Annotated in this window: 17 protein-coding genes; 14 read left to right on the top strand and 3 right to left on the bottom strand. The window is 32.5% G+C overall.

The window, feature by feature from the left end; all coding sequences use genetic code 11:
- Positions 1–12: 12 nt before the first annotated feature.
- Together LQ611_RS10375 and LQ611_RS10370 are read left to right on the top strand one after the other, a co-directional pair.
- A complete protein-coding gene (locus LQ611_RS10375; RefSeq protein WP_025907362.1) occupies positions 13–1,905 on the top strand; it encodes a DHA2 family efflux MFS transporter permease subunit in 1,893 nt (630 codons plus the stop codon).
- Between the two features lie 203 nt (positions 1,906–2,108).
- A complete protein-coding gene (locus LQ611_RS10370; RefSeq protein WP_025907360.1) occupies positions 2,109–2,648 on the top strand; it encodes a ribonuclease FAU-1 family protein in 540 nt (179 codons plus the stop codon).
- A gap of 76 nt (positions 2,649–2,724) precedes the next feature.
- Here the strand turns inward: LQ611_RS10370 and LQ611_RS10365 are convergent, their stop codons facing one another.
- Complete coding sequence (locus LQ611_RS10365; RefSeq protein WP_025907358.1) at positions 2,725–3,546, bottom strand: undecaprenyl-diphosphate phosphatase; 822 nt, start codon at positions 3,544–3,546, stop codon at positions 2,725–2,727.
- Between the two features lie 162 nt (positions 3,547–3,708).
- On the opposite strand from LQ611_RS10365, the gene LQ611_RS10360 reads away from it, so the two are divergent.
- Positions 3,709–4,584: a LysR family transcriptional regulator gene (locus tag LQ611_RS10360; RefSeq protein ID WP_025907355.1), complete on the top strand. Its 876-nt coding sequence runs from the start codon at positions 3,709–3,711 to the stop codon at positions 4,582–4,584.
- 51 nt (positions 4,585–4,635) lie between these two features.
- On the opposite strand, the gene LQ611_RS10355 is transcribed toward LQ611_RS10360, so the two are convergent.
- Complete coding sequence (locus tag LQ611_RS10355) at positions 4,636–5,283, bottom strand: MOSC domain-containing protein (protein ID WP_107565406.1); 648 nt, start codon at positions 5,281–5,283, stop codon at positions 4,636–4,638.
- A 134-nt stretch (positions 5,284–5,417) separates the two neighbouring features.
- Here LQ611_RS10355 and LQ611_RS10350 point away from each other — a divergent pair, with 134 nt between their 5' ends.
- The 3 genes from LQ611_RS10350 (at position 5,418) to LQ611_RS10340 (ending at position 7,806) form a co-directional block, all read left to right on the top strand.
- On the top strand, positions 5,418–6,629 hold the full coding sequence (locus LQ611_RS10350) for a sugar efflux transporter (protein WP_025907351.1): 1,212 nt from the start codon (positions 5,418–5,420) through the stop codon (positions 6,627–6,629).
- Positions 6,630–6,640: 11 nt separating this feature from the next.
- Positions 6,641–7,123 carry a DUF456 domain-containing protein gene (locus LQ611_RS10345; protein ID WP_025907349.1) on the top strand — a complete coding sequence of 161 codons (483 nt, stop codon included), beginning with the start codon at positions 6,641–6,643 and terminating at the stop codon, positions 7,121–7,123.
- A 284-nt stretch (positions 7,124–7,407) separates the two neighbouring features.
- A complete protein-coding gene (locus LQ611_RS10340) occupies positions 7,408–7,806 on the top strand; it encodes a helix-turn-helix domain-containing protein (RefSeq protein ID WP_107565407.1) in 399 nt (132 codons plus the stop codon).
- Here the strand turns inward: LQ611_RS10340 and LQ611_RS10335 are convergent.
- Positions 7,765–9,063 (bottom strand): PTS sugar transporter subunit IIC, encoded by a 1,299-nt coding sequence (locus tag LQ611_RS10335; protein WP_107577108.1) that lies wholly within the window; start codon positions 9,061–9,063, stop codon positions 7,765–7,767. The genes LQ611_RS10340 and LQ611_RS10335 overlap by 42 nt on opposite strands.
- A gap of 113 nt (positions 9,064–9,176) precedes the next feature.
- Between LQ611_RS10335 and LQ611_RS10330 the strand changes: the two genes are divergently transcribed.
- From LQ611_RS10330 to LQ611_RS10295, 8 genes are all read left to right on the top strand, one after another.
- The gene (locus LQ611_RS10330) at positions 9,177–10,274 is read left to right on the top strand and encodes a DUF871 domain-containing protein (protein WP_025904327.1); all 1,098 of its coding nucleotides are present in this window, start codon (positions 9,177–9,179) and stop codon (positions 10,272–10,274) included.
- Position 10,275: 1 nt separating this feature from the next.
- Positions 10,276–10,578: a PTS sugar transporter subunit IIB gene (locus LQ611_RS10325; RefSeq protein ID WP_025904328.1), complete on the top strand. Its 303-nt coding sequence runs from the start codon at positions 10,276–10,278 to the stop codon at positions 10,576–10,578.
- Between the two features lie 9 nt (positions 10,579–10,587).
- Complete coding sequence (locus tag LQ611_RS10320) at positions 10,588–10,905, top strand: PTS sugar transporter subunit IIA (protein ID WP_107634108.1); 318 nt, start codon at positions 10,588–10,590, stop codon at positions 10,903–10,905.
- A 17-nt stretch (positions 10,906–10,922) separates the two neighbouring features.
- Positions 10,923–11,786, top strand: coding sequence for an SDR family NAD(P)-dependent oxidoreductase (locus LQ611_RS10315; protein WP_025904330.1), 864 nt, complete (start codon positions 10,923–10,925; stop codon positions 11,784–11,786).
- A 115-nt stretch (positions 11,787–11,901) separates the two neighbouring features.
- The gene (gene purU, locus LQ611_RS10310; RefSeq protein WP_025904331.1) at positions 11,902–12,744 is read left to right on the top strand and encodes a formyltetrahydrofolate deformylase; all 843 of its coding nucleotides are present in this window, start codon (positions 11,902–11,904) and stop codon (positions 12,742–12,744) included.
- 87 nt (positions 12,745–12,831) lie between these two features.
- Complete coding sequence (gene corA, locus LQ611_RS10305; RefSeq protein ID WP_025904332.1) at positions 12,832–13,776, top strand: magnesium/cobalt transporter CorA; 945 nt, start codon at positions 12,832–12,834, stop codon at positions 13,774–13,776.
- A 70-nt stretch (positions 13,777–13,846) separates the two neighbouring features.
- Positions 13,847–14,716: an ROK family protein gene (locus tag LQ611_RS10300; RefSeq protein ID WP_025904333.1), complete on the top strand. Its 870-nt coding sequence runs from the start codon at positions 13,847–13,849 to the stop codon at positions 14,714–14,716.
- Positions 14,717–14,729: 13 nt separating this feature from the next.
- Complete coding sequence (locus tag LQ611_RS10295) at positions 14,730–15,296, top strand: GNAT family N-acetyltransferase (RefSeq protein WP_204172993.1); 567 nt, start codon at positions 14,730–14,732, stop codon at positions 15,294–15,296.
- The last annotated feature ends 201 nt before the right edge of the window (positions 15,297–15,497 follow it).

Raw genomic sequence — 15,497 nt, 5'->3', positions numbered from 1 at the left:
GGAGGGTGTATTATGACATCAACCTTTACGGTGGCTTATATAATTGTAGCAATCCTATTATGGATTGGAATTAATGCATTTGTTTTAAAACGCAAAAAAAGTAAATCAGTTTCTAAGCAAGTAACTGATGAAACAACAGAAAACAAAGAAACACAATTGAAATCAAAAGATGATAATATCAATCATCAACCAGAACGTTCAAATATTGAAAAAATGGAAGCTGAACATAAGTCATCTAACTCAGAGGTGAACGAAACAACTTCTATTAATACGTCTTCTGAAGATCATGATGAAGAATCAGGTGAATCACATGAGCATACTGAATTATCTGATCGTGGTATGGAATTAAATGAAGACGAACCAATTAATGAACAAATTAAGAAACATCATGTCAATTTCGTATATGGCAAAGGTATTTCAAGAAACAAAATTTTAGTTGCGATGATGTTTGGTATGTTTATTGCTATTTTAAACCAAACATTATTAAATGTTGCTTTACCGGTTATTAACAATGAGTTCAGTATTTCAGCGTCTACAGGACAATGGTTAATGACAGGATTTATGTTAGTGAATGGTATCTTAATACCAATCAGTGCATTTCTAATAAGTAAATATTCATACAGAAGACTATTTCTTATTGCAATGACGTTGTTTACAATTGGATCAATTATATGTGCTTTATCATTTAACTTCCCAATGATGATGACAGGTCGTGTTATCCAAGCAGTTGGTGCAGGTGTGTTAATGCCATTAGGTTCAAACGTATTTATGACAATATTCCCACCAGAAAAACGTGGTGCGGCAATGGGTACTTTAGGTATTGCATTTATTTTAGCACCAGCAATCGGACCAACATTATCAGGTTGGATCGTACAAAACTATCATTGGAATGTCATGTTCTATGGTATGTTTGCAATTGGTTTAGTTGCAATATTTATTAGTTTCTTCTGGTTTAGAATTTATCAAAAAACTTCTAATCCAAAACCAGACGTTCAAGGTATTATCTTTAGTACTTTAGGATTTGGATTATTACTTTATGGATTTAGTGAAGCGGGTAACGATGGATGGACTTCATTAACAGTTTCATTATCATTGATTATCGGTATTATCTTCACAGCATTATTCGTTATTCGTGAAGTGAGAATGAAAAATCCAATGCTTGATATGTCAGCATTAAAATATTCAGGCTTTACATTAACTACGATCATTAACGTTATCGTAACAATGAGTTTATTCGGTGGTATGATCTTATTACCAATCTACCTACAGAACTTACGTGGTTTTACACCACTAGATTCAGGGTTATTACTATTACCAGGTTCACTTATAATGGGCTTCATGGGTCCTATAGCTGGTAAAATGTTAGACTCATTTGGTATTAAACCACTCGCTTTAATTGGTTTAACAATTATGACATTCGCTACTTGGGAATTGACACAGTTAAATATGGATACACCATATACAACAATACTTGTTATTTATATTGTCCGTTCATTTGGTATGAGTTTCATCATGATGCCAATTATGACAGCAGGTATGAATTCATTACCACAACGATTAATTCCGCATGGTAATGCAATTAGTAATACGGTAAGACAATTAGCAGGGTCAATCGGTACTGCCATTCTTGTTACAGTAATGACTCAAAATACGACATCACATTTAGCAAATATGTCAGATAATATGGATTCAACAAATCCTATGATCCAAGAACAAATTAAAGCTTTATCAGATTCTGTTGGCGGTCAAGAAGCAGGTACAACTGCACTATTTACTTACTTCAATAAACTTGCAACAGTACAAGGTATTAACGATGCATTCTGGATAGCAACATTATTCAGTGTGATTGCTTTAATTTTAAGTTTATTCTTAAAAGGTAAATCTCATTATTTATCAAAAGAATAGTAAGAACTCCTAGATATAAAAATATAAATTCATTTTGTATTTTTAAATTATATATTAATGTTTAATTGTTTAAACACTACAAGAAACAGTGAAGTTTCTTGTAGTGTTTTTTTAGAATAGTAATTTAATTTATGAAATTCTATATTGAATGCTTTGAATTAGACATGGTTTTTTATATAATGTAAAAAAGGAGTTGGTAACTTATGAAAGTTAAGTATATTGACAAACGTCATTGGCGACGTCTCCTTAATCGCGAATATAAAGAAGTTGTATTGGACACCAATCATTTTAAAGGGCTAGTTGGATTAGTAACAATGGTACAAGTAAAAGAGCCTTTACAAGTAAATGTGGTCGGCAGGGAAATTACAGTTGCGGATAATGGATATAAGTGGATGCAAATCTTACCTGAAAAGAAGCCATATAGTATCACTGTAATGTACGATAAACAGAATAAACCAGTACAATACTATTTTGATGTGAATTTGAGGAATATCACACAACTTGGCAATGCTAGAACATTAGATTTATGTCTTGATGTATTAGTGATACCGAAGTCGGGTGAATATGAACTTGTTGATGAAGATGATTTAGAAAGAATGCTCAAAGAGAAGAAAATATCCAAAGCCCAATTCCATAAGGCATATGTTACAGCTCATGAAATTATGTTTAAATTAGAGACGGATTTCAAAGGAATTGAAAAGAAAATCAGATATTGTTTTCACGAAATTATGAATGCGAAGTGATTTAACTACAATGTTATGGCATATTTCTATATAAAAACGAGGAATCCCTTTAAAGTTGGAATTCCCCGTTTTTTTATTATAGGAAGATTAGCGCAAGTATGATTGCTAATGGACCTACGATGAAACAATATTTACTAAAGATACCTAATTGACCACGTTCCATAATGCCTTGTAACCATTTAAGTGAGAAATAACTTGCTACAAGAGATGCAATAAATGCAAATACATATGAAATCATCAATGATGTATCGGGTGGTGTTTCAACAATATCTTTAATACCAAGTAAAGCTGTACCTAGACTTACTGGAATATATAGTAAGAATGAGAATTTAAATGCTGTTTTTTGGTTCATACCTACACCTAATGCACCAACAATCGTTGCACCACTTCTACTTAGTCCAGGTATTAAAGCAACTGCTTGAAATAGACCTACGATAATAGCATCTTTAAGAGACAAATCTTTTTCAAGCTTTTGTCCCCGTTTATTCTTAATAAACCACAATGCGATACCAGTGACGATAAGCATGATACCTACCATAATCACACTTTTAGTATCCCCAATAATATCTTTAAAGATAATACCTAGAACACCTGCAGGAATCGTTGCAATGACTAAGTACATCGCAAGTTGGAAATTTTTCTTAATAGATTCGGTACGGTCACCTTTAATATATTTAAGTGTATCAACAATAAGCGTGATAATATCTTTTCTAAATAAGATAAGGACGGCAATTAATGAAGCGGTATTCACAACAATTTCAAAAGTTAAACCGTCCGTATGTAATCCTAAAAATTCTTGTGCCATAACGAGATGTCCACTTGAAGAAACCGGAATCGGTTCAGTTACACCTTGAAGTAGCCCAAGAAAAACATATTTAATAATTTCGATAATAAGCATGATATGATCCTTCCTATTTAATGTACATGCTCAACTATAACGAATTATGAATCGACTTTCAATTTATGAAATAAAAAAATTTATATTTCGGTCTAAAGTTGTAGGCATGGTCGTGTAGGCAAATCGTGTTATAATATAATGAAAGTAAGGAGTGTGTGTCAATTGAAAGTAGACGATTATAAGTTACTGGTAACATTAGAAGACGTAAAGACATTAAGGAAAGCAGCAGACATTCTCTATATATCTCAGCCGGCAGTGAGTCAAAGGTTAAAAACAATTGAAAACTTTTTCGGTATAGATATTTTTATAAGAACAAAGAAGCAATTGATAACAACAAATGAAGGTTCACTTGTAATTGAGCACGCTCGAAAAATGTTAAAAGAAGAACGTTTATTATTAGATAAAATCAGTTCTAAAATAGGCGAAGTAAATGGTAGCATTTCAATAGGTGTATCTTCATTAATCGGACAGACTATTCTCCCGCAAGTATTAGGGGAATACACGCACTTATATCCTAATGTGGATATACAATTACAAATCGGTTCAAGTGAACACATTAAACAATATCAGAATGACTTTCATATCATGGTCGTAAGAGGAAACGAAGTCATGAATGTTCAAAATGATCTTCTACTTAATGAGCAGCATTACTTTATATATCCTAAAAATAGAAAACAAGATCTACACCTTTTACCAATGATCGAGTTTCAAGCAGAACCAATTTACTTAAAACAAATAGAAGAGTGGTATTCAGATTATTTACAACAAGAATATCATGCACTGATTAAAGTCGATCAAATTGCTACATGTAAAGCATTACTATTAAATGGTGTAGGTGTAACAGTCTTACCTGAACTCGTTATAGGTGATATCGATACAGATAAATTTGAAATCAAGAAATTGAATGTCATGCGTAAACCGCTGACAAGGTCTACATATATATGTTATGAACATAACGTATTACAATTACCACAAGTGAAATCATTCATAGAAGTCTTAAAGAATTATATTAATCAGCTTGAAATAGGAAAAAAATAAGCAGAAAAGAAATCTTTACGGATTTCTTTTCTGCTTTTGTTATATTGATTTCTATGACAGACGCTTTCTTAACTTCGTAAATATTTCTCGAGTTTCATCATTAATCGCTTCGTGATTTAAAATATTGTCGATACGTTGTAGATTTTTACTATCTTTAAATCGTGTTTCATTCAATTCATAAATCGATAGTTTAGGCTCAGTTTGCTTAATTAATCTCATATTGTCATTCTGTGAAACGTATCCTTCTTTTAATACTCTGAAGTAACAGCCTGTTCGATAACTATCAGCCATGTGTTTAACTAAATCTTTAATGCCATAACGTTGTGCAATTGTAGCACAAGGTTGTCTTGGACATGAAACTTGAATGATCGCTTCACCAAGTTCGTACGTGTCACCAATGTTTAAATCTTCTTCTGTTAAACCTGAAACGGTTATATTCTCTCCGAAAATTGCATACTTTGGTAACAAATCAATAATGTCATCCCAATATGCATAATTATCTTTGCTGTAAAAACAGAGTGCTTTTTCAGGTCCACCATGTCCTTTGTATTGCTGTTCGTCTTCAACAAAGCCTGTATGTGTTAAGTACATCTTATCTTTAAAAGGTTCTTTGAAAATGGCAGTCTTTTTTGATTTTTGATCGCTAAATGTGATATTAGCAATTTTTCCGACTGATATATAATCTACTTTGTAATCCACGAGAATGACTCCTTTTTACAATATTTAATAATGATTTTACCGGTTAATGTGAATTATAGCAATAAAGCATTGACGTAGCAGAGGATAAGCTTTAAAGTACAAGCATATAATAAAATATAGGAAGTTGTGAATTCATGTTTTTGAAATTATTTCAAATAAAAAATTATAAACTCTTTACCGCAAATATGGGTTTACTTGGTATGGCAGTTGCGATTACTGTTCCATTCCTAGTGTTGTATGCGACACAGCATTTAGGCATGACGAAAGGGCAATATGGTTTGTTAATGGCGCTTGCAGCAGGGGCATCATTTACAGTAAACTCTATTGTTGCTAGATTTTCAGATAGTGGCAAAATTAATCGTAAATATCTTATCATTACCGCACTTATTATGGGTGCACTATGTTTCTCCATTTATTTCTACATACATACAATTTGGGTGTTTATCGCACTTTACGCAATGTTCCAAGGTTTAGCTGCACCAGCAATGCCTCAAATGTATGCCTCAGCACGTGAATCAATTAATGAATCAGCTTATAAAGATAGAAGTATATTTGCTAATACAGTTCTACGTTCTACATTTTCATTAGGATTTTTATTTGGTCCTTTAATTGGGACAGTATTGTTAAGTGCCTTTGGATATGATGGATTGTTTGGTGGAACAGTGGCACTATTTTTAACAGTTTTAGTATTATTAATTATATTTTATAAAGAGCCGAAAAAAGTTATTAAAAATGCTATCGGTAATTTTACAGAAAAGAAAGCACCAAACTTAATGAAAGAACCGACATTATTAATACCATTCTTAGCATTCATTTTGTTACATGTTGGTCAGTGGATGTATACGTTGAATATGCCGTTATATGTAACAGAATATCTTAAAGATAATGAATCACATGTCGGCTATTTAGCAAGTTTATGTGCGGGATTAGAAGTTCCGTTTATGATTATACTTGGTATTATTGCAAGTAAGTTCAAAACAAAAACATTATTAATGGTAGGGTCAATTTTTGGATTCGGATATTACTTTAGCATCGGAGTGTTTGATAGTTTCGTAGCAATGTTGATAGGACAACTAGCATTAGCATTCTTCTTAGCTATTTTACTAGGCTTAGGTATTAGTTATTTCCAAGATATTTTACCAGAATTTCCAGGTTACGCATCAACATTGTTTGCCAATGCTATGGTAATCGGTCAGTTAGGTGGAAATTTATTAGGTGGTATTATGAGTGATCTCGTTGGACTAGGGAATGTATTCTTTGTTTCAAGTTTATCAATAGCAGTAGCATTTGTATTACTTATATTCACAGTAGAACATACGACACATAACGAAACTAAAGTAAGTTAGGAGATATAAAAATGACAGCAATAAGTTGGATATTAATTATCTTAATGTTTGTAATTGCATTTATAGGATTAGTGAAACCTATTATTCCATCCGTATTATTTATATGGGTAGGGTATTTCATTTATCACTTTGCAATTGATTCAAGCAAATTGTCTTGGGTATTTTGGGTAGTAATGATTGTATTTACAATATTTATGATCTTGTCAGATATCATTATGAATAGTTATTTCGTTAAGAAATTTGGAGGTTCTAAATTAGGAGAAACAATGGCAGCAGTCGGTGTCATCATCGGTTGTTTCGTATTTCCTCCATTTGGAATTATAATCGTTCCATTTGTATTAGTATTTGTAACAGAAATCATTCAAAAAGGTGATATCGCAGCCGCAACAAATGCAAGCGTAGGATCATTACTTGGATTCTTAACAAGCTCAATAGCAAAAGCATTGATTATGGTAGTCATGATCATATGGTTCTTTATTGATATTATTATTTAATGTAGAAGGACCGGCCTGGTACAGTTCAATAGCTGTACCAGGCTTTTTTTTGGAATGAGGAATATGGGGAGTGGAAGTTTGATTTAGGTGTGGAGTGTTGTTGAATATGGAGTATGGGGAGAGAAGGTGTATTGAGTATGGATGTGGATTCGGAAAGATGTGAGTTAAAGAAGTAATAAACTCATAAGATCGCCAAACATGTGAGTTAAAGAGGTAGTAAACTCACGAGTGATGTGAACCCAAATATTTGACCTAAACAAATCAAATTATTGGGGTGCATTTTTATGAGGAAAAAATATGAATTCAAATTCAAACTAAAACTTGTAAAGGAATATTTAGAAGGACATCAAAGTTATAGAACAATTGCTTTAAAATATGGGGTTTCAAGTTGGTCTGTCCTTCGGATATGGGTCAATCAATATAAAGAGTTCGGAGAAGAAGGTTTAGAATTAAAAAGTAGAAACACTGTTTATACTAGCGAATTTAAATTATCTGTTTTAAAATTTAGACAAGATAATATGCTGTCTTATCAAGATACTGCGAATCACTTTAGGATTATTAATCCTATTATCATTGCCAATTGGCAACGTAAGTTTGATGAAAAGTGTCGTCTTGATATAGATAATAAACAAATTTTCTTACTATTTGCCTTCTTTCATATCTTGTTCGATTTGTTCTTTTGATTCGCCGCTTTCTTCTAAGACCATTTTACGGTCGTACATTTTGAAGAATGGGAAATAGATGACGACTGATACGGCGATATTAAATAGTACGAGTACGATTGCTCGCCAATCGCCTCCTGTTGCTAAGTATGCACCTATTGGAGCTGGTAATGTCCATGGTGCCATTACGCTTGTGGCATTTACGAGTCCAAATAATGTTGCTAAGTAGGTTATGACGGTTAATACTAATGGAATGATAATAAATGGTATAACCATGATTGGATTTAATACGATTGGCAATCCAAATATTACTGGTTCATTAATATTAAATAATGATGGTATTGATACAGCTTTACCGAATTTCTTTAAGAACTGAGATTTTGCAAATAATAATATACAAATGACAAGTCCTAATGTAGCACCTGCGCCACCTATCCAAACAAACCATTGGAAAAATGTTTCTGGTGCTATATGCGGTAATGGTTCACCGGCAGCATGTGCTTCTGCATTTTTAGCTAAATATACTTCCCATAGTGGACGTTCGATTGTCCCAACAATTGACATACCATGAATACCAAATGCCCAGAAGAACGTTGTTAAGAATACAGGTACTAGTACACCAGGTAATGTATCACCTGCAAAGACAAGCGGACCTACGATTTTATCAACGAGTGTATGTAAATCAAGTTGGAATACTACTGTAATGATACTCATCGCACCGAGTACAAATACTACTGGGATTAAAGATTCAAATGAGCGACTTACTGATGGCGGTACTTGAGGTGGCATCTTGATCGTAATATTTTTATTTTTACATAATCGATATATTTCTACTGAGAATATCGCAACAAACATTGCAACAAATAGTCCATGACCACCTAAATTGGTCATTGGTAACACGAAACCTAATTTTTTATCCATAGTTGGTGCGATTGTTAATAAGAATGCAGCGGTGGAAAGTTGTGCTGCTGACAATGGATCTAAGTCATAGGATTTGGCGAGATTGTAACCTATACCAAACACAATATACAAACTCATGATAAACATCGTCATTCTATATGGAATTAAAATTTGCTCAGCGTGTTCTGTTGCCCACTGAGTAATTGCCCACGACTCTGGTAACGGTGGTGTCGCAAATATTAGGAAGAATGAGCCGAATATAATAAATGGAAGTGCTGAAATAACCCCGTCACGAATGGCGAGTAAATGACGCTGGTTAGAAAGCTTTGTCATTGGACCTGAAAGTTTGCCTTCTATCCATGTCGCAAAGTTATTCATAAAAAATCCCCCTTCGTTTGTAAGCGCTTCAATTTTGTTATAGTATAAACTAAATAGATAAAATATTCAAAATTATAAAAAAAGAAATATATTGCGAATGGAAGTGAAGTTTGATGAAACGGTTAGGAATTTCTTTATATCCAGGAAAATCAAATGAAAATGAAGATATTCAATATATCGAAAAAGCCCATCAATACGGTTTTACGAGAATATTTACAAATTTATTGCAACTTACCGATGAAAATAAAGCGACATTGTTACCAGTCATTGAAAAAACAATTCGTTATGCTAAAAATTTAAACTTTGAAATTTTTATAGATGTGGCACCTCGCACATTCAAAGTACTCGGTATCGAACCAAATGATTTATCTTTTTTCAATGATTTAGGTGTAGATGGTATAAGACTTGATGAAGGGGTAGGTGCGAAAGAAACAAGTGATATGACCTATAATCCTTATGGCATTAAGGTTGAGCTGAATATGAGTGTGATGAATCACTATATTGATAATGTGATGGATTTTGAGCCGAATCGCGCTTGTTTAGTAGGATGCCATAATTTTTATCCTCATCGATATGCAGGAATATCCGAATCATTCTTTTTAGAAGGTAGTAAAAAATTCAAAAAATACGGGTTAAGAACAGCAGCATTTGTTTCAAGTAAAGTAGCTGAATTTGGACCGTGGCCAGTTACTGAAGGTTTGCCAACTTTAGAAGATCATAGAGGTTTACCAGTAACGACCCAAGCTCAACATTTATGGGCTACTGGGTTGATAGATGATGTCATCATCAGTAATTGTTACCCTTCAGAAGCGGAATTAGAGATTTTGAGTCGTTTGATAAATGAACCTATTACATTTGATGCAAAGTTATTTGATGAAATTTCTGATTTAGAGAAGAAAATTGCAATCGAAGAGCCACATTTTTATAGAGGTGATGTCAGTGAGTATATGATTCGTTCAACACAAAGTCGTGTAAAGTATAAAAATGAATCATTTCCAGCACATCATACAGTTGCCATTAAACGTGGTGACATATTAATAGACAATGAAGAATATGGTCAATATAAAGGTGAATTACAAATTGCATTAAAGCCGATGCTCAATACTGGAAAAGTCAATGTGATTGGCAGAATTGAGCCACATGATTTACCACTGCTCAACTATTTAAAACCTTGGGCACATTTTAAATTTAATATAAAGGAGAAAGATTAACATGAAAAAAATATTATTAGTTTGCTCAGCGGGTATGTCTACAAGTATGTTAGTTAAAAAAATGCAAGATACTGCAAATAAAGAAGGTAAAGAATACGAAGTTGAGGCGTTAGCCTTATCAGAAGCAGAAACAAAAGTTGATGAAGTAGATGTTATTCTATTAGGACCACAAGTAAGATTTCAAAAAGCACAAGTAGAAAAAGTAGCAAATGGAAAAGTACCAGTAGATGTAATTGATATGCAACAATATGGCATGATGGATGGAGAAGGTGTATTGAAACATGCCGAAAGCTTAATGAAATAAGGTGAGGAAATGGAAAAATATGAACAAATTGCCTTTCAAATTATTACAAATGTAGGAATGGCAAAAAGTAATTATATGCAAGCAATTCAAGAAGCAAAAGAAGGCAATTTTGAAACAGCTGAGAACTTAGTTTCTGAAGGCAATCAATTTTTAGTTGAAGGACATAAAGTGCATAAGGATCTGATCCAAGCAGAAGCTTCAGGTGATCCGGTTCCTTTAAATTTGTTATTGTCTCATGCTGAAGATCAACTTATTTCTACTGAAGTCATTAAAGAGATGGCTAAAGAACTGATTTATGTACATCAAAATTATGTGAAAAAGCAATAAAAATAAGGAGATAAACAATGTCGAATAGAATTCTAGCAATCACTGGACCAACTTCAGGAATAGGGAAATCAACAGTTATTGAATTAGCACACGATTATGACATTATTATTTTATTATGTAGAAATGTTGATAAAGGCAATGACTTAAAAAAGCTTTTAGAAGCGGAACATCAACATATAACAGTAGATGTTATTAAGTGTAATTTATCAGATTTAGCAAATGTTATGAAAGCTGCGACACTTGTTTTAGAACGATATCCTTATGTCGACTGTCTCATCAATAATGCAGGCGTCATGTCTTTAACAAGACAAAAAACTGTAGATGGTTACGAATTAATGTTTGGTACGAACTATTTAGGACATTTTATGTTAACGCATATATTATTTGGTTCAATTATGAATAGCCATGACAAACAAATTATTATCGTATCATCTGGTGCATATTTATTTGCACATCTTGGAAGACGAAACTTTAAGTATCCTTTAAGATTTAATCCGATTAAGTCTTATGGAAGATCTAAGCTTGCGACTTTATATTTTATGCAAGAATTACATGAGAAATTTTCGAAAGATGGCTTACATGTTACGGCAGTGCATCCCGGTGCTGTTTCAACTAATTTAGGAAAAACAAAATATAATCAAACATTTGGGAACTTAGTTTATAAAATATTTGATCCTTTATTTATTTCTCCTAAAGAAGGTGCTAAGTCGACCATTAAAGTATCAAAGGATAAAAAATTGTATAAAGGTGAATATGTTCAAGAAGGAAAGATTACAAAACTTAAATCTCATGGTCTTAATTACTATGACCGCAAAAGATTAATTCGTGAAACGTTAGCATCATTACAACTAGACCAATTCATGTATTGGGAAAAACAATAAATGAATACGTTTACATTAGAATCTGATGATGTAATTTATTGTTTTCTTTTAAATTAAATTTTATAATAGTTGATATTGTAAGAATATTTCCAAAATTAATCAAAGGATGAGGCACATGAGTAAGCATTATATATTATTGGCTGATTGTAAAGATGAAATTGGCATTACATCATTAATATCCACTATTATAAAAGATACAAATTCAAATATATTTCATTTAGATCATTATACAGACATTCAAGAAGAAGAAAATCATTTATATTTACGTATAGAATTTGATAAAAACGATGAAGTTAAATCGCTTTTAGAGAATGAACTGACAAATAGAAAGATTAATTTTCAAATCTTTGATGCTGAAGAAAAAGTGAAAACAGCATTACTTGTTTCTAAAGAAGACCATGCGTTAAGTGAAATTATGTTACGTGCGAATCGACAAGAATTTCCAATCGAAATCAGTTGTGTCATCAGCAATCACGAGAATAATCGCAAATTTGTGGAGGATATGGGCATTCCTTTTTATCATGTCAGCGTAACAAAAGAAACAAAGCGTGAAAGTGAAGATGAAATTACAAGCATTTGTGAAAGCTACAATGTTGATTTACTAGTACTTGCGAAATACATGCAAATATTATCACCGACATTTGTTGATAGACATCACTTGAAAATTATTAACATTCACCATTCATTCTTACCATCATTTATTGGTGCGAACCCTTATAAACAAGCCTATACAAGAGGTGTTAAATTAATAGGGGCGACGAGTCATTATGTGACTGAAGATTTAGATGCAGGACCAATTATTGAGCAGGATGTTGTAAGAGTTAATCATAGATATACTGCACAAGATATGAAACATACAGGTAGACATGTTGAATCTCAAGTATTAGCGAGAGCGGTGCAATGGCATTGTGAACATAAAGTCATCGTAAATGGTAATAAGACAGTAGTATTTTCATAATTTATTTTTAGTAGTGAGTATATTTGCTCACTGCTTTTTTAGTTGTATAATATGAAATAAAGTAAAGCGAAAAATGGTGTGAAAAAAATGATTAAAACTTATTATGTCAATTTAAATGGCGAACTAAAGGAAACCAATTCACCTAAAGATATTTCAGAAGAGAAAAAATGGATATGGGTTGATTTAAATGAACCAACTAAAGAAGAATCTGAAATATTAGTTGATTATTTTAATTTTCATCCTTTATCAGTAGAAGACGCAACGCAAGTTCAACAAAGACCGAAGTTTAAACAATATGATGATTATCAATTTATTGTATTCCATGCATTGGATCTAAAGACTTTAGAATCTGAAGAAGTGGATATCTTTATCGGTGATGATTTTATTGTGACATTCCATAGAGAACGTTATGAAGAAATCGATACAATCAAGAGAAAGTTATTTAATGAAACAATCGAAATAAATGAACCTAAAGATATACTATTACATATTCTAGATGATATAGTAGATAACTATTTTCCGTTTATTTACGACATTGAAGATAAGGTGTTTAATTTCGAAGATCGTCATAATTTAGATATTACAACTAAGACGTTAATCGATGACACATTTGATTTAAGACAAGAATTGCTGATTATTAAAAGAACTGTTCAACCTATGAAGGATTTAGTATATAGAATGCGTGAAGGTAAAGTGTTGCATCTTAATGAACAACAATTTTTATATATTACGCATATTAATGACCACCTTATGAAACAAATGGAAATGGTAGATTCATCACGAGAAATGACGAGTGATATACGAGATAATTATATTTCTTTGAACTCATTCAAGATGAACAATATAATGAAAATATTAACCATTTATTCTGTTGTGTTTATGCCTTTAACTTTAATTGCAGGTATTTACGGAATGAACTTTACAAATATGCCAGAACTCGAATGGCATGATGGCTATTATATTGTTCTCGTCATTATGGCCGTTATAGCAATTATTATGTTAATCGTCTTCAAGAAGAAGAGATGGTTCTAATGAACGTATGCGTTATGATTCAGAATATGACTTATGAAAAATAAATAAAAAGGGAAAGAGTGTGATATAAGTGAAACTTCTAGGAGCGATTGAAGCGGGTGGAACGAAATTTGTATGTGCAGTTGGAGATGAAGATTTAAATGTAATAGAACGCATCTCTATACCAACAACTGAGCCATCAGAAACATTACCTAAAGTTATAGAATTTTTTAAAAAATATCAAATTAGTAGTATAGGTATAGGATCATTTGGACCGATAGATATCAATAAAGATTCTGATACATATGGATATATCACTTCGACACCAAAAATTGCGTGGCAAAATTTTGATTTTAAAGGAGCAGTTCAAGAACATTTCGATGTACCTGTAGCATTTACGACAGATGTAAATGCCTCTTTATACGGTGAGTATAAAAAAGGAATCGCCAAAAATATTGACTCAGCGGTTTACTATACAGTAGGTACTGGTATCGGTGGCGGTGCAATCGTTAAAGGGAAAATTGTACAAGGGTTAAGTCATCCTGAAATGGGACATATGTCTATTAAAATTCATAAAGATGATCAAGACTTTGAAGGTAATTGTCCGTACCACGGTAATTGCTTAGAAGGTTTAGCTTCAGGACCAGCAATCGAAAAAAGAGCAGGTATTTCTGCCAAAGAAATTCATGAAAATGCTCAAGACTGGGATTTCGTTGCTTATTATATTGCGCAAGCAGCACTAAATACAGCATTAATGTTGTCGCCTGAAAAAATCATTTTTGGCGGTGGTGTGATGCATCAAACACATTTATTAAAAAAAGTGCATGAGCAATTTGAACGATTAAATAACAACTATATTGCAGTTCCACCAGTAGAAGAATATATTGTTACACCAAGTTTAAATGATGACCAAGGTATAATCGGTTGTCTAGCATTAGCGTTGAACGAATATCAATCATAAGTAGGTGTTAAGTATGGATGTATTAGTCGAATTAGCAGAAAATCAAATATTGGAAACAGAAAGACTTATTTTAAGACCTATTAATTTAAATGATGTTGAATCATTATTCGAATATGCATCTGATGTTGAAAATACAACACATGTATTTCCAACACACTTAACTAAAGAAGAAACTAAAAGTGTAATTGCAAAACATTATATGACAGCACCATTAGGAAAGTACGGTATCGAATTAAAATCCGAAGATAAATTAATAGGTACAATTGATTTAAGAGTTGAGCAAGAACATAAACGAGGAGAACTCGGTTATGCCCTTAATTTAAAATATACAGGTAATGGCTATATGACAGAAGCGGGATTAGCATTGCTATCACTATCATTTGAAACATTAGGACTTAATCAAGTAAAAGCAATGCACAGTATAATTAATCCTAAATCAGGCGAAGTGATGAAAAGACTCGGCATGAAAAAAATAGGGATCATGCCTAAAAATAGAATTCATAAAGAAAAAGTAGTAGACGATGTCATTTATGCCATAACCGATACCGAATATGCAGAAATGGTAAAAAGTGAGAAGTAGTAGTGTGGGTGTGGTGTAGGTTAGAGTCTTGGGATTAGGAAAGATGTGAGTTAAAGAGGTAGTAAACTCACAAGATAGAGAAACATGTGAGTTAAAGTGGTAATAAACGGGAGTGTAAAATAAACTGTGTAAGTAGAGAACGTACGACTCTACTTCACAGTTTATTTTTTATATAATCTAGCGCGCTATCGCTTACTATAT

Origin of the sequence: Mammaliicoccus sp. L-M44, from assembly GCF_022386355.1 — a bacterium.
Lineage (GTDB): Bacteria > Bacillota > Bacilli > Staphylococcales > Staphylococcaceae > Mammaliicoccus > Mammaliicoccus sciuri_A.
This window is presented reverse-complemented; position numbering and strand designations above follow the sequence as displayed.